Origin of the sequence: Streptomyces sp. NPDC053069 (genome assembly GCF_044546895.1) — a bacterium.
Classification (GTDB): domain Bacteria; phylum Actinomycetota; class Actinomycetes; order Streptomycetales; family Streptomycetaceae; genus Streptomyces.
Window position 1 is genome coordinate 164510 of the sequence record NZ_JBITZN010000014.1, and the last position, 24946, is coordinate 189455.

Below are 24946 nucleotides of genomic sequence, written 5' to 3' on the forward strand. Positions count from 1 at the left end.
GAGAGGGAAGAACCGCGTCCCTGCCACAGCACCGACTGCGCTCACACTGCCCCGTCGAAGCCCCGTGTGCAGCAACGTGAACGTCTGCGTGATGAGAAGAAGCGTGTGCACCAGCCCAGCTGCCGCATGAACGACGACGAGTACCAACTCCTCCTCCGGGCAGCCGCCGTGTGCCACATGAGCGTGGCCGGGTTCCTTGCCCGCTCGGCTCTCAACGCTGCCCGCGACCTCAACCGCACCGCCGCAGACATCGCGGGCGAGAAAGAGATGCTGCAAGAGCTGTTCGCGCTGCGGCGGCACCTCGGGCAGATCGGCAACAACCTCAACCAGGTGGCCAAAGCGCTGAACTCCGGAGGTAACGCCCCGCAGGCCCAGGCGGTCCTCGCCGCCGTCCAGCGCGCCGCCAAGCGTGTCGACGCCTTCACCCAGCAGCACCTGGGCAACAGGACGGCTGCGTGATCCCACGCGTCCACGCCAGGGGCACGCGCACCATCGGCCTGCTCCACTACCTGTACGGGCCCGGCACGCATGAGGAGCACGTCGACCCGCACCTGGTGGCCGCCTGGGACGGTCTTGCCCCCGATCCCGGCCGAGACCCCGGCGCCACGTACGGCGATCTCCAGCGGCTGCTCGACCAGCCGGTTATGGCCCTGCCCGAGAGCCAGCGGCCCGCCGAGCACGTGTGGCACCTGTCGGTACGCGCCGCCCCCGAAGACCCGATCCTGTCGGACGAGCAGTGGGGCGAGATAGCCCGCAGGATGGTCGCCGCCACCGGTATCGCCCCCGACGGCGACGACGCCGCCTGCCGCTGGGCGGCCGTCCGGCACGCCGACGACCACATCCACATCATCGCCACCATCGTCCGCGAGGACGGCCGCCAAGCCCGCCTCCGCCAGGACGGCAAACGCTCCCAGGCCGAAGCCCGCAAGATCGAGATCGACTACGGGCTGCGCCGCCTAAGCACCGGCGACGGCACTGCCGCTCAGCGGCCTACCAGCGCCGAACGCCACAAGGCAGAGCGGGAAGGCCGGGAGCGTACCGCGCGGGAGGAGCTGCGGGAAACCGTGCGCCATGCCGTTGCTGGCACGGCCTCCACGGATGAGTTCTTCGACCGCCTGGCCGCCGCCGGCCTGCTCATCCGCAAACGCGTCGCGCCCTCCGGTGATCTGCTCGGCTACAAGGTCGCGCTGCCCGACGACCGCAACAAGGACGGGGAGCCGGTCTTCTACTCCGGCTCGAAACTCGCGCCCGACCTGTCCCTGCCCCGCATCCGCGAACGCTGGACGCTTCCCGCAGAGCCCGCTTCGGCAGACGGCTCCGAGCCGGAGCAGCCCGCTCTGCCGGACGTGACCGGCCCCGCGTTCGCGCGGCGCCGGGCCACCTCAGCTACCTGGCAGGCCCTGCTGATCATCGACCACGGCGACGACGGCATGGCAGCGGCCCAGATCGTCGCAGCGGGGGAAATCCTCGACGCACTCGCCAAGACATCCGCCGCCCAAACCCGCGCTGAGCTGCGCGAGGCGGCGTTCGTGTTCGAGCGGGCGAGCCGCTCCCACGTGAAGGCTGTACGTGGACACGACCGCGTCCTGCGCCAGGCCGCTCGCGACCTCGTCCGCAGCGGGCCCGCCCTGGGCCGAGGGGAAGACGGCGCCACCACCGCGATGCTCATCGACATGGCGTTCTTCCTCGCCATCGCCGCGGCGAACTGGCACGCGAAGAGGGAGCACGCGCAGCAGGCCGCCGCAGCCCAGCAGGCAGCCGAATACCTTCGCGCAGCCTACGAAACCGCCGCAGCCCAGCCCATGGCCACCCTCCGACAGCGAGGTCAGCGTCTGACTCCCCGTGTTCGGCAGCGGCAAGCCGAGCTTCTCCAGCAAGTCCTGCCGGATCTGGCCGAACGCATCCGTGCCGAGGCTGGCTGGGCCGCCTTGGCCGCCACCCTCGACGACGTCCGGAAGGCCGGCCATGACCCGGCGGTTCTGCTGAGCGACGCCGCCCGACGACGCGAACTCGATACCGCCGACTCCATCAGCGAGGTCCTCGTATGGCGCCTACGCCGCAGCGCCCACCTGCTGGCCCTACCCGCAAGGCCCGACGGAACGGCCGCCCCAGGCACTCGGCGCACCGCACCCCCGGCGCGCGTCACGCGACCGGCCAACAGCGCCGTAACCGACCCCAGCCGTCGGCGCTGACCAGCGGAAAACGGGCGGAACATAGCCGACGATCGGCGGTTGGGCAAACCGCCGATTCTCCGGATCATTGATGCCCCCACCCACCCCACTCCTGTGAGGAGCACCCGTATGCCCACAAGCCAAGCCCGACCCGAGATCGTCGTCCTGCTCTGCGACGCGGACATCAAGCGCAAGCGTGAAACCAACACGTGGAACCACCTCGACGGGCGCCCGTTCAGCAAGGAGGAACGGGCCCTCGTCCTCAGTGCCACCCGCGTCGAGTTCGAAGAGATACAGGAGCAGTTCAAGCGATACCGGGAGTACCGGCGCACGATGGACGAAGCTCCTGATGCTCTGGAGCGCTTCCTGGCCCCGTTCATGGAGCGGCTCGCCGAGAAGAAGCTTGGCAACGCCGTCGAGCTCATGAACGAGGAGGAGCGAGCCGAACTCGATCACCTCCTCGGGCTCATCGTCGAACCAGTCCGTCCCTTCGCCCCGTACGCCTTCTGAGCCTGGCCCCCGCGCCGGCGCTTACCCAACGCGCTGGTGAGTGGCTCCCGCGTCCGAGCCGGCATCTGACACAGAGGCGTGTGCGTTCCAGGCGATAACCGGTAAAACGTCGTCACGTTGAGCGAAACACCGGGCGTGGGGGCCGGACCGCTCCCTGTAACCGCGGACCGTGATGTCACGCAGCCGCCGGCCAAGGCAAGCGGCACGAAGCCGGGCCTCCCCGAGGGGAGGCCCGGCTTCCCTGCGCTGGATGGCCCTCAGCTGGCTGGAGCGCGCAGGAGCCGGTCGCGTGTGCTCTCCGGCAGCACCCGGCGCAGGACCGGTGCGCTGGAGCTGAGGGAGTCAGCGAAGGCGGCGACGAGGTCGTGCGGCACGCTGCTGCTGAACGACGCGGCCCACAGGTAGCCGCCGCCGAGCACCGGCTCGGCCCACGCCTGCCACCCGGCCAGAGCCGCCTCATCCGCCTCAGCCACCAGCGCGAGCGGGTCGCCATCCTGGATGAGGGGCGGCACCTCACCAAGGCGGATGTGGGAGGCGAACATCGGATCCACCGCGCCCAACCCGGGCTGGTCGACGTCACGCAGCCAACCGTGCGCCGTTACCGCGTCGAGGACCAGCTCGGGGCCACCGCACGGCACGGCGGGCTGATCGCGGGCGTCGAGCGCGGCAAGGAAGCCGGCGAGGATCTCCCCCGGGACATCGGGGGTGAAGTAGGCCGACCAGTGGGCGAGCGGACTGCTCGGGTCCGTACGAGCGGACACTTGCCAGGCGATCGGCAGGTTCCCCAGGTGGAACGGCTCGTCCGGCAGGACCCACTGCGCCCACCGCAGGGAGTCGGGGCCGATGTGCAGGACAGTGCTGCGCAGGACCTGACGGTCCTCCGGCGCCTCGTCAGGCTCCTGGCGCCCGCGGACGAGCGTCAAGCTAGTCCAACCCAGGTTGGCGAGCGTGTCGGCGACGGCGTCGTAGAGGCGTCCGTCGTCACCGGCCAAGTGCCGGGGACCGACCCAGTACGCGGACGGGGCGCAGGCCGGAGCGGGTGGATCGATCGGGAAATCGGGATGCAGGAGCGCCTCCAAGGGGCTGGGGGCTGGGGCTTGATGCCGCCAGCGGTGCGTGCAACTGGATGGACGAGCCGGACTGGCCTTCCGGCGACCTCGGGTGGCAGATGCCGGGCTACCCCGTCTCGCCCTCACCAGGCAGACGACAGGTTCCCCCAGGGCGCCGACTCGAGCCTCTGGCTGTCACACCCGCCGGGAGGTCTCCAGCACGCAAGCGACTGCCGCAGCGACGACGTCCGCTGGCGTCTCGGTGTCGAAGGACATCTGGTAGCCGCGCACCTTGGCCGTACCGGTGACGGCGATCTTCCACCCCTCGCCGTCGGTACCAGGGCGGCCGGACGGAAACCATCCGAGATAGAAGGATCCATCCTTCGAGTTGACGTGTACGTCCGCGCGGTCGTCGACGACCAGGTGGAAGTCGTCGGCGGAGAACTGATCCATCACGAGCGTGGCCTGGCCCGGTCCGAGCAGCCACTCACGCAGCCGCAGGGCCTCGACGCTGGTGGAGAATCCGGGGCCCTGGGGTGCCGCAGTCACGAGCAATCACCTCTTTGACCTGGTGTTTTTGCGAGAAGGTCGTCCAGATTCACATGCCCTTGCGGCGCTGACCAGTCATTCGTGGATCTTTGCTGTCTGCCCCCGGCGAACTGAGACGCAGAGCGCGAGACCTCGCTGTCCAGCCACGGAAAACGGCGTGCGCCCGGTGGGGGCAGTGCGGATAGTTGCCGCATGGATGCGATAGAGGCCGCACGCGCCGTCGTAGATGAACAGCACCCCGAAGCGCGCGCCGCGTTCCTGGGCGGCAGCGTCGTGACAGGCCGCCGCACGGCCATGTCGGACCTCGACATCGTGGTCCTGCTCCACGGAGCCCCAGCCCCCTACCGGGCGAGCCTCCGGTACGCCGGCTGGCCGGTGGAGATGTTCGTGCACACCGAGGCGACGTGGCACGCCTACGTCGAACGGGAGTTGCGCAAGCGCCGGTCACCGCTGCTGTGGATGTGTGCCGACGGGCTGCTGCTCTTCGACACCGATGGACTCGGAGCCCGGCTCGCCGCACAGTCCCGGAAGCTGACCGCCGCAGGACCGCCCCCGGTGTCGGCGGAAGAGATCGATGATCGCCGCTACGCGATCACCGACCTTCTGGACGACCTCGCGGGAAGCGACGACCAGAGTGAGCGTCTGTTCATCGCGACCGAGCTGGTCCGACGCAGCGGTGAGCTGGCACTGGCCGTTGGCGGTTCGTGGGGTGGCGGTGGGAAGTGGCTGGCACGCCGTCTGGAGACGACCGCGCCAGGGCTCAGCGCACGCCTCCACCACGGCCTACAGGAGGTCCTGGACGGGACAGTAGAGACCCTCGTGGCCGTCGTGGACGAGGTGCTCGGGCAGGCCGGTGGCCGGTTGTGGGCTGGCTACAAGCGTGTCGGGGCGCCGTGAGCGATCACGCGCTGCGGACGTCGCAACCTCCGTTCTTCCACGTGCAGATCACTTGACGGAGAGCAACGCCCGAGCCTCCTCGGCGCACCCCCACGACAGCGTGACGCCAGCACCTCCGTGCCCGTAGTTGTGCACGACCACGGTGCCGTCCTCCCCCATCTCTTCCTCCACACGGACTGTGGCGCGGGTTGGTCGAGCGCCGACCCGGTGTTCCAGGACGCGGGCTTGGGCGAGTCGGGGCTCGATCTCGGCGCAGCGGGCGAGGATGCCGGCCGCCGCCTTGTCGTCGGGGGCCGGATCGCCTTCGCCGTCGATCGCTGTGCCGCCCAGGACGACGGTGTCGCCGTGGGGGTAAAAGCACAGGAGGTCCGGGGAGAGGCCGGTGTCCTCGGAGAAGAACTCGGTCAGCCCGGGGTTGGTGACGACGACGTGCTGGCCGCGGATGGGCCGGAGGTCAGGGTCCGGAACCAGGTGGCGTGCCCCGAGGCCCGCGCAATTGACGATCGACGAAGCCGGACCGGCGTCCGATAGCGAGGTCAGCCGTCGCTGCTCGACCACACCGCCAGCATCGCGGAGCCGGCGCAGGAGGTAGTCGAGGTAGGTGGGCATGTCGATCAGTGGCACGGTGACCCGGTAGCCCGCCGTGAACCCGGCCGGTAGTTCGGCTCGCTCGCACGGTCGGAAGCCAGGCAAAGTGGTGGCCCAGTCTGGCGCGGCTTCGGCGGTGCGGGATGCCTCGATGCCACTGGTGAGCCGGACGCCCGTCGCCGGCTCCTGGGCCAGCTCCCGGAAGATCTCCAGGGACCGTTGTCCCCACTGGTCAACCTTGTCCTTCGGCTCGACCAGGTAAGGCCCCCACATCGCCCCGGCCGCCAGCGACGTGCCCCCCGGCACCTGGTCGGCGATCAAGTGCACCGAAGCCCCGGCCTCGGCGAGAACGACAGCCGTGGTGAGTCCAGCCACCCCAGCCCCGACAACGACAACGCGCTCCCCTGCGGTCATGAACACGACCTTAACGGCCGGGTCACATCGATGAGGGACGCCTGTGGGGCCAGCAAGAGGCTGCCTACGTCAGGCTGGCCTCATCTGTGTCGCTGAACCGCTGAGGGATCAGGGGCTACCGGTCTGCGACAGGCTGCGGGCGAACTGGCCCACGGCGTTGAGGATGCCTTGCCCGAAGCTGGTGGGTGCGATCAGTACGCCGAACACCAGCACGATGACCACGGTCAGCTTCTCATCGAACCGGCTTCGGGCATGCGTGCGTCGGCGCAGCCGCACAATGATGACGACAGCCAGTAGAACCGCCACGTTGATGCTCAGAACCACCTGGCCGGCCCTCCCGCGCACAACACTCTGACGTCCCGCCTTCCTGCGTGGCCGGAACTCGACAGCACCACGTTTCGATCACCGGTGATTGGCGACGGAGTGCCTGGTCAATGGCTGGATCGGGGCAGCGAACGCAGCGTCACCTGCCCCATTCGCAGCCCGGGGCGGAGGAGCCCCGGCCCTCGGCTCCGTCGCATGCCGCCCTGCCCTGCGCGTCAAGACAGGGCGGTGGGGCGGCGAGGCGGGGGGATGCGGTCCAGCAGGTCCCACAGTGGTCGGGAGCCGGCCGCCCATTCGCCCAGCAGACGGCGGTCGACGAGGTGTATCCGGTGTTCCGCGCCCCAGGGGATGGCCTTGGAGGAGAAGCGGCCGTTGGTGAGCACGACCGCGACGTCCGCTCCGTGGATCTGCCGTGCGGTGCCGTTGACCTGCTGCAGGACACCGACGCCGACGGCGGAGCCGCGGTCTCCGTCCCGGCGGTGCTTGCACTGGATGGCCCAGACGCGCCCCATGGGATCGACGGCGCGTACGTCGCAGGCGTTGTCGCCGGCACCCCCGAGCTGCTCCGCCTGGCAGCCGTCCCGTCGCATCAGGTCCCGTATCGCGACCTCGAACGCGCGGTGGTCCATGGCGTCCAGCTCCGCGATCCGCATCCGCAGTGCGCGAGCACGCACACGCTCCCACTCGGCCCGCTGCCGTGCCTGCTGCAGCCAGAGGCCACCAGCCACTGCGGCGACCACGGCAGCGATGAGAATGATCCACCAGTGCACCAGCAGCCAGTGCACAACGGTGATCACCAGCCCGAGTGCCAGAACCCCAGCTCCCAGCAGGGCCAGCTGGTCGTCCTGCTTCTTGGAACGGCGGGCCGGTCGGCGCCGCGCAGAACGTCGCGCCGGGCGCCGGCCGCTCATCGGGCCGACCCCGGCGCAACCAGCAGGCTGTGTTCTGCAAGCCGGGCGGCGGCCCTTATCGGGACAGCGGCCCGCTCGCACGCCTCCATCCGTACCGCCATGAAGTAACTCCTCCCTATACACAGGCTGTTGACGATCCCGCGCAGGTTATGAGAGCACGCACCACTGACAGCGGGTCGAGATACGATCACCTGGAGTGAGGGACTTTCAGTCAGCATGGGCTGCTGCCCGCTGCGGCTGAGCACCGACGACCAGCGGGTTTCGGCGCCCGGCCGACACGCTTCGGCCGATTCGGGGCAAGTGCCGAATCCGCCGCTCCTCTCAGCGGACGCCGGCCCTCCCGCCGGCATCCGTCCGACCCGGCGTGGAGTTGCGCGGGTGCGCAGGGTTGAGGAACCACTTGCGGGCCGAGGCCAGCCACCAGATGCCGCAGAAGGCGATGACGACGCCGACCGCGACAGGCGCGTAGTTGAAGGTGTGCGCGGTGACGGGCGAGGTCTGCGGCAGCATGAACAGCACGGTGATCACCAGGACCCAGGCGATGGCGATCGTGCCGACGAGGGGGGACCAGGAGCCGAGGTGCCAGGGGCCACGCTCGAAGCGGCTCCCCTGGCGGAGCCGGAGGTACGTGGGGATGACGTAGGCGATGTACAGGCCGATGGTCGCGATCGACGTGACCGCCGCGTAAGCGGTGGTGTTCCACAGGTAGGGCAGGCCAAGGGCGAAGGCGCCGCCGGTAGCGAGCCATACCGCGTTGGTGGGCGTGCGGGTGGCGGGGTTCAGCTGGTGCCACACCTTGGAGAAGGGCAGGGCGCCGTCGCGGGAGAAGGCGTAGATCATGCGGGAGTTGGCGGTGACGGACGCCATGCCGCAGAAGAGCTGGGCGACGATGACGACCAGCAGCAGCCACTTGCCTGCCGCAGTGCCGAGGGCGTCCATGAGGATCTGCGCCGGGGGCACCCCGGTCCCGGAGGCGAGTGCGCCGGCGTAGGACTGCATGGCGTAGGTGAAGCCGAACAGCAGGATGAAGCCGGCGGCGAGGGAGACGAGGATCGAGCGGACGATGCCCTTGGGGCCGGCGGTGGAGGCGTCGATGGTCTCCTCGGTCATGTGGGCGGAGGCGTCGTAGCCGGTGAAGGTGTACTGCGCCATCAGCAGTCCGATCAGCACCACGTAGGTGCTGGAGGAGAAGCCAGTGTTGTTGACGAACTCACCGAAGACGAAGCCGGTCGACCGGTGGTGGTCGGGCACGAGCACCAGGGCGCCGCAGATTACGACGACGCCCAGGATGTGCCACCAGATGGACACCTCGTTGAGGAAGGCGACGATGCGGACCCCGAAGGTGTTCAGCACGCCGTGCAGGACGAGGATGATCCCGAACAGCGCGATGGTGTGACCGGGCGTGGCCGCGAAGTCGAACTGAAGGTCGAGCAGGGCGTTGAGGAAGCTGGCGGCGCCGAAGTCGACGCCCGCGGTCACCGCGATCTGGCCCAGGGCGTTGAACCAGCCGGTGAACCATGCCCAGGCTGCGGCCGTTCTCGCGGGGGCCATGCGGTGTGCCCAGAAGTACAGGCCGGCGCTGGTCGGGTAGGAGGAGCAGATCTCGGCCATCGACAGGCCGACGAACAAGGTCATCAGGCCGACGAACAGCCAGCCCCACATGATCACGGCCGGGCCGCCGGTGTTCATGCCGTAGCCGTACAGGGTCATGCAGCCGGACAGGATCGAGATGATCGTGAAGCTGACGCCGAAGTTGGCCCGACCGGACATCGAGCGGGCGAGCGTCTGCTGGTAGCCGAGCTCCTTCAGGCGTTCCTCGTCGGAGACACGGGAGACGTCAAGAGGCATGGGGGTGCCGTCCTTCGTACATCGGAGGAGTGGTGTCAGGGTGGTCAGGGGTGCCGGCGTCGCGGCGGGCTGTAGGCCCAGGCTCGGTGCCGCAGGAACAGGTCTTCGGCCCGGCCGCAGTAGGACCACGGGACGCGCGTGGCGTACGGGCCGATGGAGTCGAAGACCTCCGCGGCCTCGCTGTGACGGTTGGCGAACGACAGGGCGTGCGCGAGGTAGTTGGCGTCGTCGGCGAAGCAGGCGTGCGGACGAGGGGCGCGGTAGCGCCACCAGCGTTCCAGCACGGGGTCGGTCTGCGGGCAGTCGATCCAGGGGTGGATGGTCAACCCGTACGCCGTCCGGTCACGCTCCTGACGGGATCGGTGAGCCTCGGCGATCACGACCAGGGGCAGGACCGCGATCGGCAGCCCCTGCGGGGCGATGGACGCCTGCTCCTCGGCCCACCACATCGCCTCCCCCGGCCGACCGTGGTGCCGCTGGAACAGATAGGTGACGACTTCGTGGTGGGCTTCGCGATTCCACGGGTCACGCTGCTTGATCTCCGCCCAGACATGCCGCAGCGTCGCCCGGTCCGGTGCGTGCGTCCGCAGCAACGCGAGCATCACCACCAGGGGCGCGACGTCGTGCGGCCACACCTCCAGCGCGGTGCGGCAGGTGGCCCACGCTTCGTGCATCAGTGACTGGCCGCCGTTCCGTCCGGCGATCATCGCGCGAAGGGCTTGTACGTTCGCGAGGAGGGCCAGTGCGTGCGGCGAGCGCGGTTCCGCCTTCGCCCAGGTGTCGGCGAACCGCAGCCGCGCACCCGCCTCGGCGAGAACCTGGAGGCGGAAGATCCGCCGGTCCCAGTCCGCGCCGGTCGAGGCCAGCATCTGCTGCGGGCCCTCCCAGCGGCCCATGGAGGCGTCTTCCAAGGCCCGCCGCAGTGTTTCGTCACCCCGTGCCGGGTGTGTGTCGAGGGGCTCTCTGGTTCTCATCCTTTCTTGTGCCCGCCCATCCTCCGCTGGCCGTAGCGGTCGTACCGGCGGACCGTACGCTTGGAGGCGATTGGTCCAGAGCTATCGATGCCGAGAGCGAGTGACGGGGCGCTGATCATGGGACTGTGGACCTCCTGTGATGACGCGGGGGGCTTTCCCTGGAACCCGGTTTGGTCACCGTCACGCAGCAGCTCGCCCCGAGGGTGGTACAAGCGCCCGACACCAGAGCGGTCATCTGCCGACGCGGTACTTCACCTCGCTGGCAGCGCAGAGAGCGGCGAGCTCGTCGAAGCCGTGGTGCAGCACGGCACCGAAGCGCCCGACGGTGTGGGGAGGCGCGGGAGAGCCGCACGGCGAGGTGGATGGCCGGGGCCACGGGGTGACCGAAGCTGTTCGACGGTCGTCATCGCGCTTGATCGGGCGGACGCGTCAACGAGCTGGTCGGTTTGCGGGTACAACGCGTGAGTTCTCGGGGTTATCGACCTACTCGGACGGGCCCCATAGCTTCCGTGGCAGCTGGCCTCTCGGGGAGCGGCTGGTTCGGCGCGACTGCTGCGGACGGGGAGAAGTGCATGAGATGCCCGGTGTGAGCGGGCTGCTCCAACCGTGTGCCCGGGTGGGAAGCCAGGTACTCACGGAACGCCTGGGTCTCGCCGGGGAAGACCCCGTAGTTGTCCACGATCACGACGCCGCCCGGGGACACGAGGGGAACGAGTTCGGTGAGGCAGGTGACGGCTGGCTCGTAGAGGTCGGTGTCGATCACGAGCAGTGAGATGGCGAGTTCGGGGTGGTTGGCGACGTACTGCGGAACCGTCTCGCACACGTCGCCAGGGACCAGGACCGTGTTCGCTTCGAGCCCGCGCCCCCGTTGCCCCAGGGTCTCAAGCAGCTGGTCTGCTCCGATGCAGTTGAGGCCGGCGACCTGCTGGATGTGGTCGACGATGCGCTGGTCGGATTCGGCGCTGGTGTGGGGGAATTCCCCGAACGTGTCGAAACCAATGAGGGGTCGGGTGTGCTCGGACTCCAGCAGGTGCCGCAGCATCGCCCACATGGTGAAGGATCCCCCGCGGAAGACACCGCACTCGACGATCGCACCAGGGACCGTGCGGATCCGCTGGTAGAGGTCATAGAGCGCGAGTATCTTGCCGATACGGCTGGGGCCACAGGTCAGGAGGAAGTCCTCTTCGTGCTGGAATGCTGTGGCCGGATCGGGAAGGTCGATCATGCTGTTCCATACCTTTCTTCCTGGGTGAGTGGCTTAGCGGTGGTAGTGGCTCCGGCCCGGCGCGCTGCGGCCGCGAGCAAGTCGATCTGCTCGTCGTCGAACAGACCGAAGGGCATGCCGAGGGCGCACACGACGTGGTCGACCCCGAGGCTTTCCCATGCGGTGAGCCGGCTGTGCACCTCGTCAGGAGTGCCGATCAGCCCCCGTTTGCGCCACGCTTCGAAGCTGAGCCCGTCGAGGTGACCGCCAGGTACCCAACGGCGCAGCCTGGTCCACCGCTGGTGGAGATCGTCTTCGTCCGTTCCGATGACGGTGGTGAGCCCGACGGAGCGCAGGATCGGGGCGGCTTCCCTTGCCGACGGCTGCGCCGCATTCAGCCGTGCCAGACGCTGCCAGTAGCCGGCAGGGGTGGGGTCCCAGGCCAGGTTCCAACCATCGGCGATGCGTGCGGCGACGCTCAGAATGCCGCTGCGTTTGCCCCCGACCCAAACCGGCGGTGCCGTAGGACCCAGCTCGGTGCGGATCAGCGCAGCAGTCCGTTCCACGTCGGCGAGCCGGTCGGCGGCTGCGGAGAACCGGCGGCCTGCCGCTGCGAATTCCACGGCGTTCCAGCCGGCGCCGAGGCCGATGTCGAGGCGTTCCCCGGCGAAATCGGCAACCGTTGCGATCTGGTGGACGAGGAGTGCGGGTTCCCGCAGCGATGCGGGGGTAACTAGAGACCCGAGCCGGATGCGACGGGTGGTCGCGGCGATCGCGGCCAGGAGAGTCCAGCAGTCCGGGGAGCGGCGACGGTCCTGGGGGGCAACGTCCAGCCAGAGATGGTCGGACACCCAGAGCTGGTGCAGTCCGGCCTGCTCCGCTCTTTGGGCGTAGGAGAGTGCCCTGCGCGTCCGGTGTGATCCGGTGACCCCTGGGTTAGGGAAGAACCCGTCGTAATGGGGCAGTGCCAGGCCGATCGTGATCACCCCAGGCTCCCCTCGATCTGCTGCGGGTGGGTGAAGGCTTCCAGCAGCGGGTGCGGACGGCCGGAGTACGCGGAGTCGAGAATCCGGGCCGCCTCGCCCAGGAGCGGAGCGAACAGGTGGTGCCTTCCCTCCACGATGACCTTGGGTATTTCCCGGAGCAGGAGCATCCCGGTGTGAACAGCGAGCGCACCGAAGTCCCCTTCGAGTTCGGCGGGCCGACTCATCCGCCGAAAGGCGCGCACCGCCGGGGCGGTCCACCTGGAGAGAACGGCCGGGGGTGTGCTGCCGTAACTGAGCACGAGTGCGGACCGTGCAGGCGTGATCCTGCCGTGCGTGCCGGCCAGGAGGCTCTCGACGTACCACCAGCCGACGAGGTGGCTCATCATCATGCGCCAGTCCTGATGGTGGCCGGACCACTCCCAGTCCACCAGGTGCCACTGCTCCGCATGGTCGAGCAGGATGTTGCGGGGTTGTGGGTCTCCGTGGCAGGCGACGCGAATAGTGGGTGGTCGCAGGGCTGCCAGCCGATGCAGCATCCGGTCCAGGGATCCGTGGTCCGTGCCGTTGACGATGATGTGGTGCTTGCCATCGATCGCTAGCCGCAGCTGGTGCGCGGCGTGGTGTAAGCCGTGGCGGCCACGTTCCAGTCGGAGGGTGTGCTTTCTGGTGGCCAGCGCAGGCTCGAAGCCGGGCCGTGCGGACTGGAGCCATACCTGGCAGAGTGCCTCGGTCACCTCGGTCCATACCGCGGCTGCCCGGGTGGTGGGCCCGGGACGGAGGGCGGCATCTGCCAGGGTGGTTACCGAGGGACAGCGAGTGATCAGCGTGTCGCTGCCGTGGTGGTGGCCGGCGAAGAGGACCTCGGGAAGTCTGGCGCCGAAGTAGGGGGCGATGGTGTCCCGGGCGCGGGCCTGCTGGATGGCGGGCACTCGCGGGTTGCGGGCGGTCTTGACGGCCACGAGCGTGCCGTCGGGGCGTTGGACGATGCGGACGAGGGCTCCCGAGGAGCCGGTGCGGACGATACGGACGGTGTGGGCGGTGCGGGAGCTTAAGGACCGCTCCCGCACCGACGTGCCAGAAGGCATGGGTCTCCCGGTGTCCTTCAGGGTGCTGTGTCTTCCCTGCTCTTGCGGGCTCGCTCGGCCTTGCGGCGCAGCTGGTTGTAGGCGGCGGTCAGGCCCATCGCCTTGCGGGCTTCAAAGACCACCTGCTGCACTTCGCGGCGGGTGCGTTCGGTGCCTTCGACGATGATCTCGTCGACGAGGCCGCTCTGCTCCTCGTAGTGTGCGCGGCGCTCCCGCATCGGGTCGAGGAACCGGTTGATGGCGGCAGCCAGCTTGTCCTTGACCTCGACGTCGCCGACCTTGCCCGCTCGGTAGCGTTCCTTGAGGTCGGCGACCTCCGCGGCGTTGTCGTTGAAGACGTCGTGGTAGATGAAGACGGGGTTGCCTTCGACCGTGCCAGGAATGTCGGCGCGGATCCGCTTGGGGTCGGTGTACATGCCGGCGACCCGCTTGCGGACCTCCTCGGCGCTGTCGGAGAGGTAGATGACGTTGCCGATGGACTTGCTCATCTTGCCCTGCCCGTCGGTACCCACCAGGGTGGGCACCTCGCTCTCGACGAGTTCCGGGACGGGGAAGGTCTCCCCATAGAGGTAGTTGAACCGACGGGCGATCTCCCGGGTGACCTCCACATGGGCGTGGTTGTCCTTACCAACGGGAACGACATGCGCCTTCACGCAGAGGATGTCGGCCGCCTGGAGCACCGGGTAGCCGAGCAGGCCGTACGGCATCTCTTCCTTGCCCGCGTCCCGAGCCATGTCCTTCAGGCTGGGCACGCGCTCCAGACGCGGCACGGTCACCAGGTTCTGGAAGAGGGCGTTGAGCTCGGTGACCTCGGGGATGGCCGATTGCAGGTAGAAGGTCGCCCGGGTCGGGTCGATGCCGGCCGCGAGGGAGTCCAAGACCATGTCCCGGGCGTTGGTGGAGACCTTGGCGATGTCCTCCCGGGTGTTCTTGGTGGTGAGCATGTGCAGGTCGGCGATGATCAGGAAGGTCTCGTACTTGTGCTGGAGCTGCACCCGGTTGGCGATGCTGCCCACGTAGTGGCCGAGGTGCAGCTTTCCGGTGGGTCGGTCTCCAGTGAGCATGCGCTGGTCTGTCATGGAACTGATGGCCCCTCAAAGGTCTTGTCGTGCAACGACGGTCGGTGAGATGAGGTCCCATTCTCGCCGGTCGTGTCCCGCTGAAGCGCCTCGATAAGTGGTTCGACGAAGGGCACGTCGATCAGATGGAGCTGTATCCAGCCGGGCATCGACCACCGCCGGCCGTCTCGGAACGGCGTCCCATTGGATTGCAGGCGCCTGGTGACCGATGCGTGGCGGGTGCCGAGATCCATCAGGAGGAAGTTCCCCTCGGTGTGCACGTAGGCGATGCCGAGGTTCTGGAGGGTTGCCGTGAGCCGTGCCCGGGCTTCGTGGCTGGCCTGTACCGTCCGCTGACGGGACTGGTCGTCCCTCAGCGCGCTGTGTGCCGCGGCGATCGCCAGCGAGTCCATCGTGTAGGGGAGCCGCTGGGCGCGCAGCCGATCGGCCAAGGGGGTGACTGCGAGCGCGTAGCCGACTCGGGCGCCGAGCAGGCAGTGAGCCTTGGACATCGACCCGAACAGCACAGCGCGCGGATACCGGCTGAGCAGCAGCGAGGCTGGCTCGATGGGCGTACGTATGAAGTCGGCGTAGACGAGGTCGAGCAGTACGACGGCGTCATCAGGCAGGGCCTCGAAGAGGCGGTCGAGCAGCTCGGTGACTTGGCCGACGGCTCCGGAGACTGAGTGCGGCACGTCGATGACGCAGAGTGCCGTGTCCTGATCAGCCAGACGGGCCAAGGCCGAGGTGTCGTGGGTGAAGGTGCTCGGATCCCACGCGGCAGCCGCGTACCGCAGGCGGTGGCGCTCGGCGAGCTCTTGGTACAGCTCGAACGTCGGCTCTGTTGCGACCACCTTTCCACCGGGGCGGGCTTGGATGCGGAAAAGCCAGTCCATGACCTCCGTGGAGCCGTGGCCCACCACAACCTGGTCGGGCTGTACTCCGGAGCGTTCCGCGATGGCAGCCTCCAGGTCGGTGGCGTCACGGGGTGGCGGGCGGTGCAGTGCGCCTGCGGCCTGCCTGACGGCGGGTCCCACCTGCGAGGAGGTGCCTGCGCGCATGGGCGTCGTGGTGGCAGCGCGGAGCCCGGCGACGACCCCGGTCAGGTGCTCGGCCTTGCAGTCCCCGCAGTTCCGACCTGACAGGCAGCCTTCCAGCGCCCGCTGGGCGGTCTCCGGCGGGCACAGCAGTTCGATCATGGCGAACGCCGAGCATCGCGTCGCATCCCCACCCAGGGAACGCTGCTCTTCGACGCTCGCCCGACCACCCGTCCGTGAGCGCAGGAACTTACGCTGGACCGTCGCCTCGTCGTCGTCCGCGAAGACCACGGAGGACGGCTCGCGGACACTGCCCCGCTCGCCTTCCCGCCGCAGACTGGGGAAGAGCCGGCGGTAGAGCAGCTCCGGAATCTTGGCGTCGACAGCCCGTGCGGCTTGGGGAAGCAGGGCCGAGTGCGGTGCTTGCATGGCGTCGACCAGGGCGACACCTCCCTCCTCCATGCCTGCCGGGGTGTAGAGGAAGAAGCTGATCATGGCTTCCAGGTCGGTCAGTGCGCTCGCAGGTGTACTGCTGTCCCAGCCGTAGAGGCGGCGCATCCTGTCCAGCCTCAGCCCGGACAGCGCCTGGTGCTGCCACCGTCGTAGATCGGGGCCGTACTCGATGAGCTGGTCGGGCACCGAGGCTCCTGCGTAGTGGCAGACCGCGGTGCGGAAGCCATCGACGATGGAGGTGGAATCGTCCGAGGCGTCGAACAGCAGAAGGTGCGCACCGCTGTCGGCCATCTGAGCTGCTGTACGTGCCAGTCCGAGGTGGCCCAGGTGCAGGCGCCGACCGGCGAACCCTACGCGGATCGGAGAGGCGGCCGAGCGGGGGGACGGTTGCGAGGCACCGAGCGTCTGGGTCGCCCAGACTTCGCCGGGGAGCATCGGCCTTTCCGTCTCCTGCGCCCGGTCATCGGAACAGACGACCGGGCGCAGGCCGAACTGCCGTGAGCGGTGCTCTTCGCGCGCGGCGGTCCGCCGGTTGCATGCCGCGTGCCACGTCGCCAGGGTCGTGGTCACGGTGCGCCTCCTCCCTCGGCGATGCCATGGAGGAACTCCAAGGCCGAGTGTTGTTCGTGTGGCGTTGCATGAGCGTCCGTTTTGCCGAAGTACACATCCGGGAAGCCGGGGTCCGCCTCATGGCACACGGCTCCGAAGGCCCAGAACCGGGCCGTGCAGCGGGCACGTTCCCGGTCGGCGTCATCGACCGGTGTCAGCCCGGTGTACACCCAGCCGCCGTGGGTGCCCGCAGGCGCGATGTACCCATCAGCCCGGAGTGCTTCGAGGTACGTGTGGCGCTGGTGCCCCCATACGCGGGTCATCAGCGGGGGGTTTCGCAGGAGCCTGGCCAGGTAGCCCGCAGCGTCCGGGTAGAGGTCGAGGAACGCCAGATGAGCGTGGGCGAGCAGTTGGTCAGCGTTCCAGGCCGTGTCCGGCTGTCCCAGGGCGAGCAATTCAGCAAGGGGTGCCAGGAACCGGGCGGTGTGCTGCGAAAGCAGCAGCTCACGCTCGGGCCGGTCGGTCACGAAGGGGCCAAAGAGCTTCAGCGTGAAGTATCCGCCGAACTGGCGCCTCAGTCCGTCGTCTGCCAGATCTCCGTGCGACAGCACGTAGATCGTCACGGGCGTCGCACCCCACGAGGCACTTCGCCTGTGCGGAGCACTGCTGAGGCTGCCGTCATGGAGGAGAAACGCATCGAGGTCGCTGCCCTCGCGCCCCTGGCCGAGCGGCAGGCTGCCGTAGAAGACCCACTGCCGGCCCTCGTGGGGGATGTCGGCCACCGCAGGTTCCAGCAGGGCGATGAGATCCGGGATCCGGTCGACGAAGTCCTGGTTGATCACCTCTTCCACCGGACCGGTCAGCATCCCAGCCACGCGTCCACCTCCTTCGACCACCGGCCGTCGGCGTCGGCCAGCAGGCTCCTGACACCAAGCGACCTGGCGGCAGCGACGTTCGCCGGCTTGTCGTCCACGTAGAGGGTTTGGGCCAGGTCAGTGCCGCCGAGCAGCCGGTCGTACGCTGCCTGGTCCGGCTTGACCGCTCCCGTGAGGCTAGAGATCGACAGTTCCGAGAAATGGCCCGTCAGGGCGAGAGCCTCCAGCCGAGGTATGAGCCACTCGTGCCGATGATTCGAGATCAGGACCAGACGAGCGTGCCGACCCCAGGACGGGAGCTGGCTGACCGCAGGCATGGCCCGCATGGACTGGTCGAGGACCGTACGCCACTCTGCCGGAGCGCGCTCCAGCCCGCAGGTCGCGGCCAGGGAGGTCCAGAAAGACGTCTCATCCATGCGACCGGCCCACAGATCATCGCGGAACCGCTGCCTAAAGAGCTGGGCGACCACAGTGGGGCGCAGACCGCTGGAAGAAGCGACGGCTCGGAACAACGGCTCCATGGGTTCACCCAGCACGACTCCGCAGGCATCAAGCAGCAGTGTCCGGTCGAGGGATTCGCGGTGCAGCCGCGGTTGGCTCCTCACAGCGTCCTCCCGGCCAACTCACCACCGCTGTCATCGCCGCAGTAGAGGGTCTGCCGCGGGGCGACACCGACTTCTCGAAGGACCGTCTGGAAGAGCCTGCGGTCGCGCTTCACCACTGCCCGGCAGCTGAACACGACGGCGCCGAAATGGGGCGCGCGGTCGCTGCGGCCCGATGCTTCGGCGATGTCTGGAGACTGATAGCCGAGAACGGCCGGCATGACTGCAACCAATACGTCACCCGTTGGGTGGGTAGCGATCGCGGACGGCCCCATCATCAAGGGGGTGCACGTCGGCGGATAGCGCATGATGAGGCTCCATCAGTAGATCGGTGATCCGTGCGTAACCGGACTCTCCGGCTGAAGTGACCGTGCTGGCGCTACGGTCGTTCTCTGCGGGTTCGATGACAGACTGGAACTGCGGCGCACCCTCTACACCTCCGTTCCGCGGGCCGCGCCCTCCTCCGGTTTGAGAAGCAGAGCCGAAGGTCAAAGCGAGCCGAAACAAGGGAGTTGATGACGTTGCCCTGCGGCCTTCTCGGTCTCCTGCGACAGTAGGCGGGGAGTCCCGCGGCACCCCGGAAAATCCTTCCGGGGCCCCTTTCGGCCACGAGGTGATGCTCAGGACATGCGAGGAATCACAGAGCATCTGACCACCGGGGAGCGCGTCGCCTGGTACCGGCGCCGACGCGGCCTTTCTCAAGAGGTCCTGGCCGGCCTTGTCGGACGCACCACGGACTGGCTGAGCAAAGCGGAGAACAACCGGATCGAGCTCGACCGCCTCTCGGTGATCACTTCACTTGCCGAAGCCCTCGACGTGTCCCTCGGAGACCTGCTCGCCGAACCGACCCTCATGGAGTGGTCCAACGACAGCGGCCGGCATACAGTCCCGGCCTTGCGAAACGCCCTCATGGACTACAGGCAGCTCACGCCTTTGTTGGGAACCTCACCCGACGAGGAACCACCTGCTCTGGAGCGCTTGCGGGCCGACGTGAAGGAAGTCCTCGATGCCTACCAAGTCTCCCGGTACGGCTTCGCCACTCGACGGCTTCCATTTGTCCTGGCCGATGCCCTTGCCGCCTCCCGCGCGTACTCAGGGCGCGAACGGGAGGAGGCTCATGCCGAGCTCGCCCTGGCCTACCACGGTGCGGCAATGGTGCTGGGTAAGGTCGGCGAGTCGGAACTGGCGTGGATCGCCGCCGACCGTGGATTGGCAGCCGCGCAACAGAGCGGCCAGAACTCGGTGACGGGCTCGCTCTTCCGGGCGGTCACGCACTGTCTGATGGCTACCGGCCGCTTCACCGCGGCGATCCAGATGGTGAACGATGCGGCAGCCGTCATGCAGCCGGATCTGGGCACCGCAAACGACGAGTACCTTTCCGTCTACGGCACGCTCTTCCTCGCCGGCGCTATGGCGGCCGCCCGAGCGGAGGACCGGGCAACCACACAGACCTTCCTTCGGGAGGCCGACGAAGCCGCGCAGCGGCTGGGCACCGACGCCAACCACCTATGGACGGCCTTCGGACCGACCAATGTGGCCATCCACTGCGTCGCCACCGCCAGAGAGCTCGGTGACATCCAGATAGCCGTGGACCTCGGACAACGCATCGACACCAGTGGCTTGCCTGTCGAACGGCGTGTGAGGCACAGCCTGGAAGTCGCCCGCGCACTCAGCGCCTGGAACCGGACCGACGAAGCCCTGGCCAGGTTGCTGGACGCCGAACGAGCCGCTCCCGAACAGGTACGCCACCACTACCTGAGTCGGGAACTGGTCATCGGCTGGATCCGCGGCACCCGTGGCCGCCCGTCCCAACCCGTGGCGGACCTGGCACGCAGACTCGGCGTCGTGGGTGGCTAGAGTCCATCCCGTGAGCGAAAACGAGCACGAAGCGAAGATGGCCCACCCGCGCATGGCAGCAGGCGCACTCTTCTTCGACGACGCCGACCGAATCCTGCTCATCGAACCCTCGTACAAGGACTATCGCGATATCCCCGGCGGATACGTCGAGCACGGGGAGTCGCCCCTGCAAGCCTGCGTGCGCGAAGTCCACGAGGAGCTGGGCATCAAGCCCCCCATCGGTCGCCTGCTCGTCGTGGACTGGGCACCGAACACGGGAGAGGGCGACAAGGTCCTCTATCTCTTCGACGGGGGCCGCCTCAGTGCAGGCCAACGCCAGCAGATCGCGCTGCAAGCCGACGAGCTCCGCGGCTTCGGCTTTCACCACGCCGAAGAGCTGCCCGAGATCACCATCCCCCGCCTCGTACGCCGAATCACTGCCGGCATCCAGGCCCGCGCGAGCGGCTTGACCGCCTACTTGGAACACGGGATGTCGCCAGGAGCAGGGGCGGAACGCCGCTGAACATGGAGTTCAAGAGGGCGAAACAGGGTTAGCGCCTTCCCGGTGCTGCCAGGATCGTCTGCATGGATCGAAGGGACTATCTCGGCCAGTCAATGATGCAGGCCGCTGTGCTGCCGGCGCGCGCCGCCTATCTCATCCGCGTGGGAAGCGACACCGGTTTCCGTCGCGCAGTGCAGGAAGCGAGCACTCGGTGGGGCGGGATGACCGAACCCATCCTTGCCATTCCGGAGAACGGCGAGATCCCCGACGAGCTGCGGCAGACGGTAGCCACCGCGAAGGTCGAAGCTGTCGTCAACGTGGACGTCGACGACGCGCTCGCCCAGCGCGCGGCTGCCGCCCTGAGCCTGACCTGCATCCCGATCGCCCAGATCGACCATGCTGGCGCCGCGATGTTCACCTGCCATCCGCTGCACGTCAACCCCCCTGTGCAGCCATCCACCCTGCCGGTCGTCGCTGTGGAGGGAGCGCCGCTGTGGCAAGTGGCTGCTGCTGGCCTCCTCAGCGAGGACCAGGCGGATGAGCTGCGACACACCGCTCTCGCCGTGCGCTCGGGCCTGCCCGACGAGTACGGCCGGACGCAGCTGTACGGAGCCACCCATCTGCAGAGCACGATCGCGCAGTTCGGCGAGCACCGCAGCAACGCCTTCGGATCGCTGCCCGCAGCCGTGTGGGTCACCGCGCCCGACGACGTCGAGGACTGCCTAGCGTTCTGGAACGCCCGCGCGCTCCGGCCGGCCAGCCGCGCCGGGATGCCTATGCTGCTGCTACCTACCGGACAGGTCCAGCACTGGCTGGGCCTCGCCCAGCAGCTGACCGGTATGCTCAGCCGACCTGCGGAATTCGCCCCCGATGTGATGCTGCTCAGCAGAAACGTCCCCCAAGAGCAATTGCACGAGATCGCCAAGGTCCTGGAGCTGCAGCACACGGAGGAAGAGGTCAGGGCCGGCACAGAGTTCCCCACTCCCGCGCTTCGGCAGGCTCCCTTCACCTACCGGACCGACCTAGATCCACGCCAGTGGCTGCTGCGGGAGCGCGAGTACGGATTGTCGACCTCGTTCGACGCACACGTGTTCGCCGGAGATGCGAGCACACTTCGGTTCACCTCGCCCGTGCACTTCCACACCCAAGGCAGCTGGGCGCTGATCCGGGCATGGGGTAGCCCGTTCGACGGCCTCCCACGGCGCAACTGCGTCGCGACGCTGGTCGAGAAGGCCGCGGAGTGGCGCGGCGACAGCATTCAGCTGCGCTCTCACGCACAGAACGAGTACATCTTTTCGATCACCGTGCCCACGCTCGCGCAGGCCGCCGAAGCAGTGTTGGCGGAGGCGAGCACCCGCCACACCCTGTCTGACAAGGGCAAGCTCGGGGTCGCGTTGCAAGCACAGGCCGAGATCGCCGCTCTGCTCGAACCAGGGGTGTACGAAGCGGTGATCGCCCTCACGACTCCCCGGTCCAAGGAACTCCTCAAGGAGCTGCGGAAGATCAAAGCGGAAGGATCGGACGACTTCGCACAGTTGGTCGAGCTGGCATCAATGTGGGGTGGCCGTGCCGAGCGTCGCTACCGCCCCACCACGAAGTTGGAGCTGCCGCCGAAGCGAGCCTCCGAGGCGGCTGAGCGCCTGTGCGCGCTCGGCTGGGCCGAACGCGGGGTGGAAACAAACTGTGTCCAGTGCGGCGTCCGCACCTTCCACCCCTTCGAGCAGACCCAACGCCGACCGGTGTGCCCAGGCTGCTCCGCCCCTTCCCGCTACGAAACCACTGCGGACGGGCTATCCGTCTTCTACCGGCTGGACAGCTTCGTGGACCGCGCCAGCGACCAGGGCCTCCTCCCCCACCTGCTCGTCATCGCCGCGCTGACAGAGAGGGAGCCGAACTCGTACTTCCTGCCCGGCGTCAACCTGTGGTTCGCCGACCAGACACGCGGCGAGGCCGATGTCTTCGGCCTCTACGGCGGGCGCGTGCTGTCCGGCGAGGTCAAGACGTCCGCGTCCCAGTTCACGACCGAACAGCTCACCCACGACATCGCCCTAAGCGCCCGCCTCGGTGTCGATATCCACCTCCTCGCCGCCGTCGACACCGTCCTCCGGGCCACCCGCGAGCAGGCCGCCGAGCTCTGCTCCGACGCCGGGCTGGAGCTCCTCGTCCTCGACAAGAGCGAGCTCCGGCGTTCCTGACGCCGGCTCGACCCGGGCGCACTTCCTTCGACGTGCTCAGGATCGGATCGGCATGCCGTCTGAGATCAATTCCGGTCAGTTGTCTTTCTTGATCAGTTATCTCAAGACATACGGAAGCGCAGGACGGTCAAAGCAACGGGACTGCGGACCTTCTGTCTCACACTGGGCCCGCGAGCAATAGACCGGAGGCCACCGTGGGCAAACTGACGGAGGAGCAGCGGCAGCAGCGGGCCCGAGCGGGAGCCCGCAGAAAAGCACTGCAGGCTGAGGAGGACGACCGGCGCCAGGAGGAAAAGCGCGAGCAGTGGCAACGGGAAGGCATGTACCTGAGCCGTGAGGAGCTGATAGCGGGGCATCCCTGCCGTGGCTGCGGCGAGCCGATTCTCGACGGCCTCGGCGACCGGCCACCGCTGTTGCGGATGACGTCTGAAGAACGGGCCGAGTACGACGCGGAGGAGGCCCGATACAAGGAGCGGCATGGCGAGTGTCGAGCCCATCGCTGGACGGTGAGTGGGTCCCGCACCCAGCATTGTGGCCACTGCTGCCCACCTCCTCCCATGGGTGAGGAACAGGCGAGGGCCATCGCAAAGATCCTTTTCGGCCATAAGACCGACAAGCGGGATTTGAACGACTGGCACCTCACACTCACTTGTGACCACACCGTTCGCCGCACCCAACACCGCGACCACCAGCACTACTCGACATCCGTTGTGCAATGCCCGACCTGCGGGGAGCGGCGAGGCGTGATCGAGGCCGCGCTCGTCGGCCCCACGGAGGACTCCGACGGCAAGGTCCAGCAGGAGCGCTTGGCTACCGAGCTTCGGGCAGCTAAGGCGAAACTGGAGCGTCAGCGCAAGGCCGCGATCAAGACGGAGCAGCGGATCGCCGACATCGCCAAGGAGCTCGGAGGCACTCAAGGGTAGATCCGGCGGTGGCCCGAAGGGGACGAGTAGATTCCCGAGTCCCAGCAACACCAGGTTCTCCGCGACGTCCTGCTCTACCGGAACGATGCGGCATCGACATTCATCTGGGCGACGGAGTAGCAAGGGCGGGGGCCCCGAGCCAGGCTGCACGACGCCTCTAGCCAACAAAGGACGGGCGGATATCCGGTCTCAGTTTTGGTCTCATTCACCCCCGTCCGGCACCGTCCGTACCCCCCACAATCACCGGCTCCACCGCAGGTCAGAACGCCCCCGTCCCGCCCCGGACCCCCAGACGAACATTTGGAAAGCGTGTTGGGAGCAACCCCTTACGAGTTCGAATCGACCGGTGGTGGACCTGTGGGGTGGCGTGGCCGACGCCGAAACCGGGCGTCCCTGGACGCGGGACACACTGCAACTGGTCTACTCGGCGACCAAAGGCGCGACCGCGGCCATGGCGCACATGCTGGTCGAGCGCGGAGAGCTCGACCTGGACGCGCCTGTCTCGAAGTACTGGCCGGAGTTCGCCGCGAACGGCACGGCGGACATCCCTGTGCGCTGGCTCCTGGCCCACCAGGCCGGCTTGGTCGCGCTGGATCAGCCGGTGCCGTTGAAGGAGGCGCTGGCCTGGCACCCGATGGCGACGGCACTGGCCGCTCCACGCCCCCTCTGGATTCCGGGCACAGCGGACGGATACCACGGCCGGACCTGGGGCTGACTGGTCGGCGAGGTGATCCGACGGGTGTCCGGCCGCTCACCGGGCCGCTTCTTCGCCGACGAGATCGCGGCCCCACTGGGATTGGACTTCCTCATCGGCCTGCCCGGCAGCGAACGCGACCGAGTCAGCATGGTGTACCAACGGCCGGACGTCGACCTCACCACCCTGCCCACCGAGTCGGTCCCCGAGGAACTCCACGAGCAGGTCGCCGCTTGGCGGGACCCGAACTCACTCAGCAACAGGGCGTACGCCGTCACCGACCCGCCTGAGATCGACTTCGACTCACCGGAGGTGCAGGCCGCGGAGCTCCCGGCCTCCAACGGCATCGGCACCGCACGCGCTCTTGCCCGCATGTACGCCGCGGTGATCGGCGAGGTGGACGGAGTCCGTCTGCTCTCCCCGGGCGCCCAGGCGTCGGCGACCGAGGAGCAGGCCAGCGGGAAGGACCAGGTCATGCTGATCCCTAGCCGCTTCAGCGCCGGGTACATGCTGCCTACCGAAAGCAATCCGATGATCGGGCCGAGCTCTTTCGGCCACACCGGCCGAGGCGGGTCGCTCGCTTTCGCCGACCCGGAGCACGGGGTTGCATTCGCCTACGCGATGAACCGTGTCATTGGAGGCGGCGACGATGTGCGAGCGGCCTCGCTGGCCAAGGCAGTGCGCCGATCTCTGGCGTAATGACCTGGTGGTC

Annotated in this window: 23 protein-coding genes and 1 pseudogene; 9 read left to right on the forward strand and 15 right to left on the reverse strand. The window is 68.1% G+C overall.

Annotated elements, in window-relative coordinates:
• Positions 1-105: 105 nt before the first annotated feature.
• The 3 genes from ACIGXP_RS29445 (at position 106) to ACIGXP_RS29455 (ending at position 2681) form a co-directional block, all read left to right on the forward strand.
• Positions 106-459, forward strand: coding sequence for a plasmid mobilization protein (locus ACIGXP_RS29445; RefSeq protein ID WP_399773354.1), 354 nt, complete (start codon positions 106-108; stop codon positions 457-459).
• Positions 456-2192 carry a relaxase/mobilization nuclease domain-containing protein gene (locus tag ACIGXP_RS29450; protein ID WP_399773357.1) on the forward strand — a complete coding sequence of 579 codons (1737 nt, stop codon included), beginning with the start codon at positions 456-458 and terminating at the stop codon, positions 2190-2192. The genes ACIGXP_RS29445 and ACIGXP_RS29450 overlap by 4 nt, the downstream gene beginning before the upstream one ends.
• A gap of 108 nt (positions 2193-2300) precedes the next feature.
• The gene (locus ACIGXP_RS29455; protein WP_399773359.1) at positions 2301-2681 is read left to right on the forward strand and encodes a hypothetical protein; all 381 of its coding nucleotides are present in this window, start codon (positions 2301-2303) and stop codon (positions 2679-2681) included.
• A 257-nt stretch (positions 2682-2938) separates the two neighbouring features.
• Here the strand turns inward: ACIGXP_RS29455 and ACIGXP_RS29460 are convergent, their stop codons facing one another.
• Both ACIGXP_RS29460 and ACIGXP_RS29465 read right to left on the reverse strand, forming a co-directional pair.
• The gene (locus ACIGXP_RS29460) at positions 2939-3760 is read right to left on the reverse strand and encodes a DUF317 domain-containing protein (protein WP_055704514.1); all 822 of its coding nucleotides are present in this window, start codon (positions 3758-3760) and stop codon (positions 2939-2941) included.
• Positions 3761-3925: 165 nt separating this feature from the next.
• Positions 3926-4279 (reverse strand): DUF317 domain-containing protein, encoded by a 354-nt coding sequence (locus ACIGXP_RS29465; protein WP_399011516.1) that lies wholly within the window; start codon positions 4277-4279, stop codon positions 3926-3928.
• Between the two features lie 192 nt (positions 4280-4471).
• Here ACIGXP_RS29465 and ACIGXP_RS29470 point away from each other — a divergent pair, with 192 nt between their 5' ends.
• Positions 4472-5176 (forward strand): nucleotidyltransferase domain-containing protein, encoded by a 705-nt coding sequence (locus ACIGXP_RS29470; RefSeq protein ID WP_399773361.1) that lies wholly within the window; start codon positions 4472-4474, stop codon positions 5174-5176.
• Between the two features lie 48 nt (positions 5177-5224).
• Here ACIGXP_RS29470 and ACIGXP_RS29475 read toward each other — a convergent pair whose 3' ends face one another.
• The 13 genes from ACIGXP_RS29475 to ACIGXP_RS29535 all read right to left on the reverse strand — a co-directional run bounded on the left by ACIGXP_RS29475 (position 5225) and on the right by ACIGXP_RS29535 (position 18392).
• Entirely contained in the window at positions 5225-6178 is a 954-nt protein-coding gene (locus ACIGXP_RS29475) for an FAD-dependent oxidoreductase (protein WP_399773363.1), read from the reverse strand.
• A gap of 108 nt (positions 6179-6286) precedes the next feature.
• A complete protein-coding gene (locus tag ACIGXP_RS29480; RefSeq protein ID WP_399773366.1) occupies positions 6287-6502 on the reverse strand; it encodes a hypothetical protein in 216 nt (71 codons plus the stop codon).
• 215 nt (positions 6503-6717) lie between these two features.
• The gene (locus ACIGXP_RS29485) at positions 6718-7413 is read right to left on the reverse strand and encodes a restriction endonuclease (RefSeq protein ID WP_399773369.1); all 696 of its coding nucleotides are present in this window, start codon (positions 7411-7413) and stop codon (positions 6718-6720) included.
• A gap of 321 nt (positions 7414-7734) precedes the next feature.
• A complete protein-coding gene (locus ACIGXP_RS29490) occupies positions 7735-9261 on the reverse strand; it encodes an amino acid permease (RefSeq protein WP_399773372.1) in 1527 nt (508 codons plus the stop codon).
• A gap of 44 nt (positions 9262-9305) precedes the next feature.
• On the reverse strand, positions 9306-10172 hold the full coding sequence (locus ACIGXP_RS29495) for a hypothetical protein (RefSeq protein WP_399773375.1): 867 nt from the start codon (positions 10170-10172) through the stop codon (positions 9306-9308).
• Between the two features lie 538 nt (positions 10173-10710).
• Complete coding sequence (locus ACIGXP_RS29500; RefSeq protein WP_399773378.1) at positions 10711-11460, reverse strand: TylF/MycF/NovP-related O-methyltransferase; 750 nt, start codon at positions 11458-11460, stop codon at positions 10711-10713.
• Positions 11457-12425 (reverse strand): LLM class flavin-dependent oxidoreductase, encoded by a 969-nt coding sequence (locus ACIGXP_RS29505; protein ID WP_399773380.1) that lies wholly within the window; start codon positions 12423-12425, stop codon positions 11457-11459. Before ACIGXP_RS29505 ends, ACIGXP_RS29500 begins: the two co-directional genes overlap by 4 nt.
• Positions 12422-13510, reverse strand: a complete 1089-nt coding sequence (locus ACIGXP_RS29510; RefSeq protein WP_399773383.1) for a phosphotransferase — start codon at positions 13508-13510, stop codon at positions 12422-12424. Before ACIGXP_RS29510 ends, ACIGXP_RS29505 begins: the two co-directional genes overlap by 4 nt.
• Before the next feature lie 17 nt (positions 13511-13527).
• On the reverse strand, positions 13528-14589 hold the full coding sequence (gene trpS / locus ACIGXP_RS29515) for a tryptophan--tRNA ligase (RefSeq protein ID WP_399773385.1): 1062 nt from the start codon (positions 14587-14589) through the stop codon (positions 13528-13530).
• Positions 14586-16628, reverse strand: a complete 2043-nt coding sequence (locus tag ACIGXP_RS29520) for an aminotransferase class I/II-fold pyridoxal phosphate-dependent enzyme (RefSeq protein ID WP_399773388.1) — start codon at positions 16626-16628, stop codon at positions 14586-14588. The genes trpS and ACIGXP_RS29520 overlap by 4 nt, the downstream gene beginning before the upstream one ends.
• The gene (locus ACIGXP_RS29525; RefSeq protein ID WP_399773391.1) at positions 16625-17482 is read right to left on the reverse strand and encodes a hypothetical protein; all 858 of its coding nucleotides are present in this window, start codon (positions 17480-17482) and stop codon (positions 16625-16627) included. The genes ACIGXP_RS29520 and ACIGXP_RS29525 overlap by 4 nt, the downstream gene beginning before the upstream one ends.
• The gene (locus ACIGXP_RS29530; protein ID WP_399773393.1) at positions 17467-18087 is read right to left on the reverse strand and encodes an HAD hydrolase-like protein; all 621 of its coding nucleotides are present in this window, start codon (positions 18085-18087) and stop codon (positions 17467-17469) included. The genes ACIGXP_RS29525 and ACIGXP_RS29530 overlap by 16 nt, the downstream gene beginning before the upstream one ends.
• Positions 18084-18392 carry a hypothetical protein gene (locus tag ACIGXP_RS29535; RefSeq protein ID WP_399773395.1) on the reverse strand — a complete coding sequence of 103 codons (309 nt, stop codon included), beginning with the start codon at positions 18390-18392 and terminating at the stop codon, positions 18084-18086. The genes ACIGXP_RS29530 and ACIGXP_RS29535 overlap by 4 nt, the downstream gene beginning before the upstream one ends.
• 319 nt (positions 18393-18711) lie before the next feature.
• On the opposite strand from ACIGXP_RS29535, the gene ACIGXP_RS29540 reads away from it, so the two are divergent.
• The 5 genes and pseudogenes from ACIGXP_RS29540 to ACIGXP_RS29560 all read left to right on the forward strand — a co-directional run.
• Positions 18712-19941, forward strand: coding sequence for a transcriptional regulator (locus ACIGXP_RS29540; protein WP_199832732.1), 1230 nt, complete (start codon positions 18712-18714; stop codon positions 19939-19941).
• Positions 19942-19951: 10 nt separating this feature from the next.
• Entirely contained in the window at positions 19952-20443 is a 492-nt protein-coding gene (locus tag ACIGXP_RS29545) for an NUDIX domain-containing protein (protein WP_399773397.1), read from the forward strand.
• Positions 20444-20505: 62 nt separating this feature from the next.
• Complete coding sequence (locus tag ACIGXP_RS29550) at positions 20506-22617, forward strand: hypothetical protein (protein WP_399773399.1); 2112 nt, start codon at positions 20506-20508, stop codon at positions 22615-22617.
• A gap of 194 nt (positions 22618-22811) precedes the next feature.
• The gene (locus tag ACIGXP_RS29555; protein WP_399773402.1) at positions 22812-23540 is read left to right on the forward strand and encodes a hypothetical protein; all 729 of its coding nucleotides are present in this window, start codon (positions 22812-22814) and stop codon (positions 23538-23540) included.
• A 340-nt stretch (positions 23541-23880) separates the two neighbouring features.
• A pseudogene (locus tag ACIGXP_RS29560) lies at positions 23881-24933 on the forward strand (serine hydrolase domain-containing protein); the annotation flags it as partial.
• Positions 24934-24946: the final 13 nt, after the last annotated feature.

What these genes read in the sequence shown, in the direction of transcription:
- ACIGXP_RS29455 (WP_399773359.1), top strand. Translation starts at nt 2,301, where the DNA reads ATGCCCACAAGCCAAGCCCGACCCGAGATCGTCGTCCTGCTCTGCGAC.
- ACIGXP_RS29470 (WP_399773361.1), top strand. Translation starts at nt 4,472, where the DNA reads ATGGATGCGATAGAGGCCGCACGCGCCGTCGTAGATGAACAGCACCCC.
- ACIGXP_RS29475 (WP_399773363.1), bottom strand. Translation starts at nt 6,178, where the DNA reads ATGACCGCAGGGGAGCGCGTTGTCGTTGTCGGGGCTGGGGTGGCTGGA.
- ACIGXP_RS29485 (WP_399773369.1), bottom strand. Translation starts at nt 7,413, where the DNA reads ATGAGCGGCCGGCGCCCGGCGCGACGTTCTGCGCGGCGCCGACCGGCC.
- ACIGXP_RS29490 (WP_399773372.1), bottom strand. Translation starts at nt 9,261, where the DNA reads ATGCCTCTTGACGTCTCCCGTGTCTCCGACGAGGAACGCCTGAAGGAG.
- ACIGXP_RS29500 (WP_399773378.1), bottom strand. Translation starts at nt 11,460, where the DNA reads ATGATCGACCTTCCCGATCCGGCCACAGCATTCCAGCACGAAGAGGAC.
- ACIGXP_RS29510 (WP_399773383.1), bottom strand. Translation starts at nt 13,510, where the DNA reads ATGCCTTCTGGCACGTCGGTGCGGGAGCGGTCCTTAAGCTCCCGCACC.
- trpS (WP_399773385.1), bottom strand. Translation starts at nt 14,589, where the DNA reads ATGACAGACCAGCGCATGCTCACTGGAGACCGACCCACCGGAAAGCTG.
- ACIGXP_RS29535 (WP_399773395.1), bottom strand. Translation starts at nt 18,392, where the DNA reads ATGCGCTATCCGCCGACGTGCACCCCCTTGATGATGGGGCCGTCCGCG.
- ACIGXP_RS29540 (WP_199832732.1), top strand. Translation starts at nt 18,712, where the DNA reads ATGCGAGGAATCACAGAGCATCTGACCACCGGGGAGCGCGTCGCCTGG.
- ACIGXP_RS29550 (WP_399773399.1), top strand. Translation starts at nt 20,506, where the DNA reads ATGGATCGAAGGGACTATCTCGGCCAGTCAATGATGCAGGCCGCTGTG.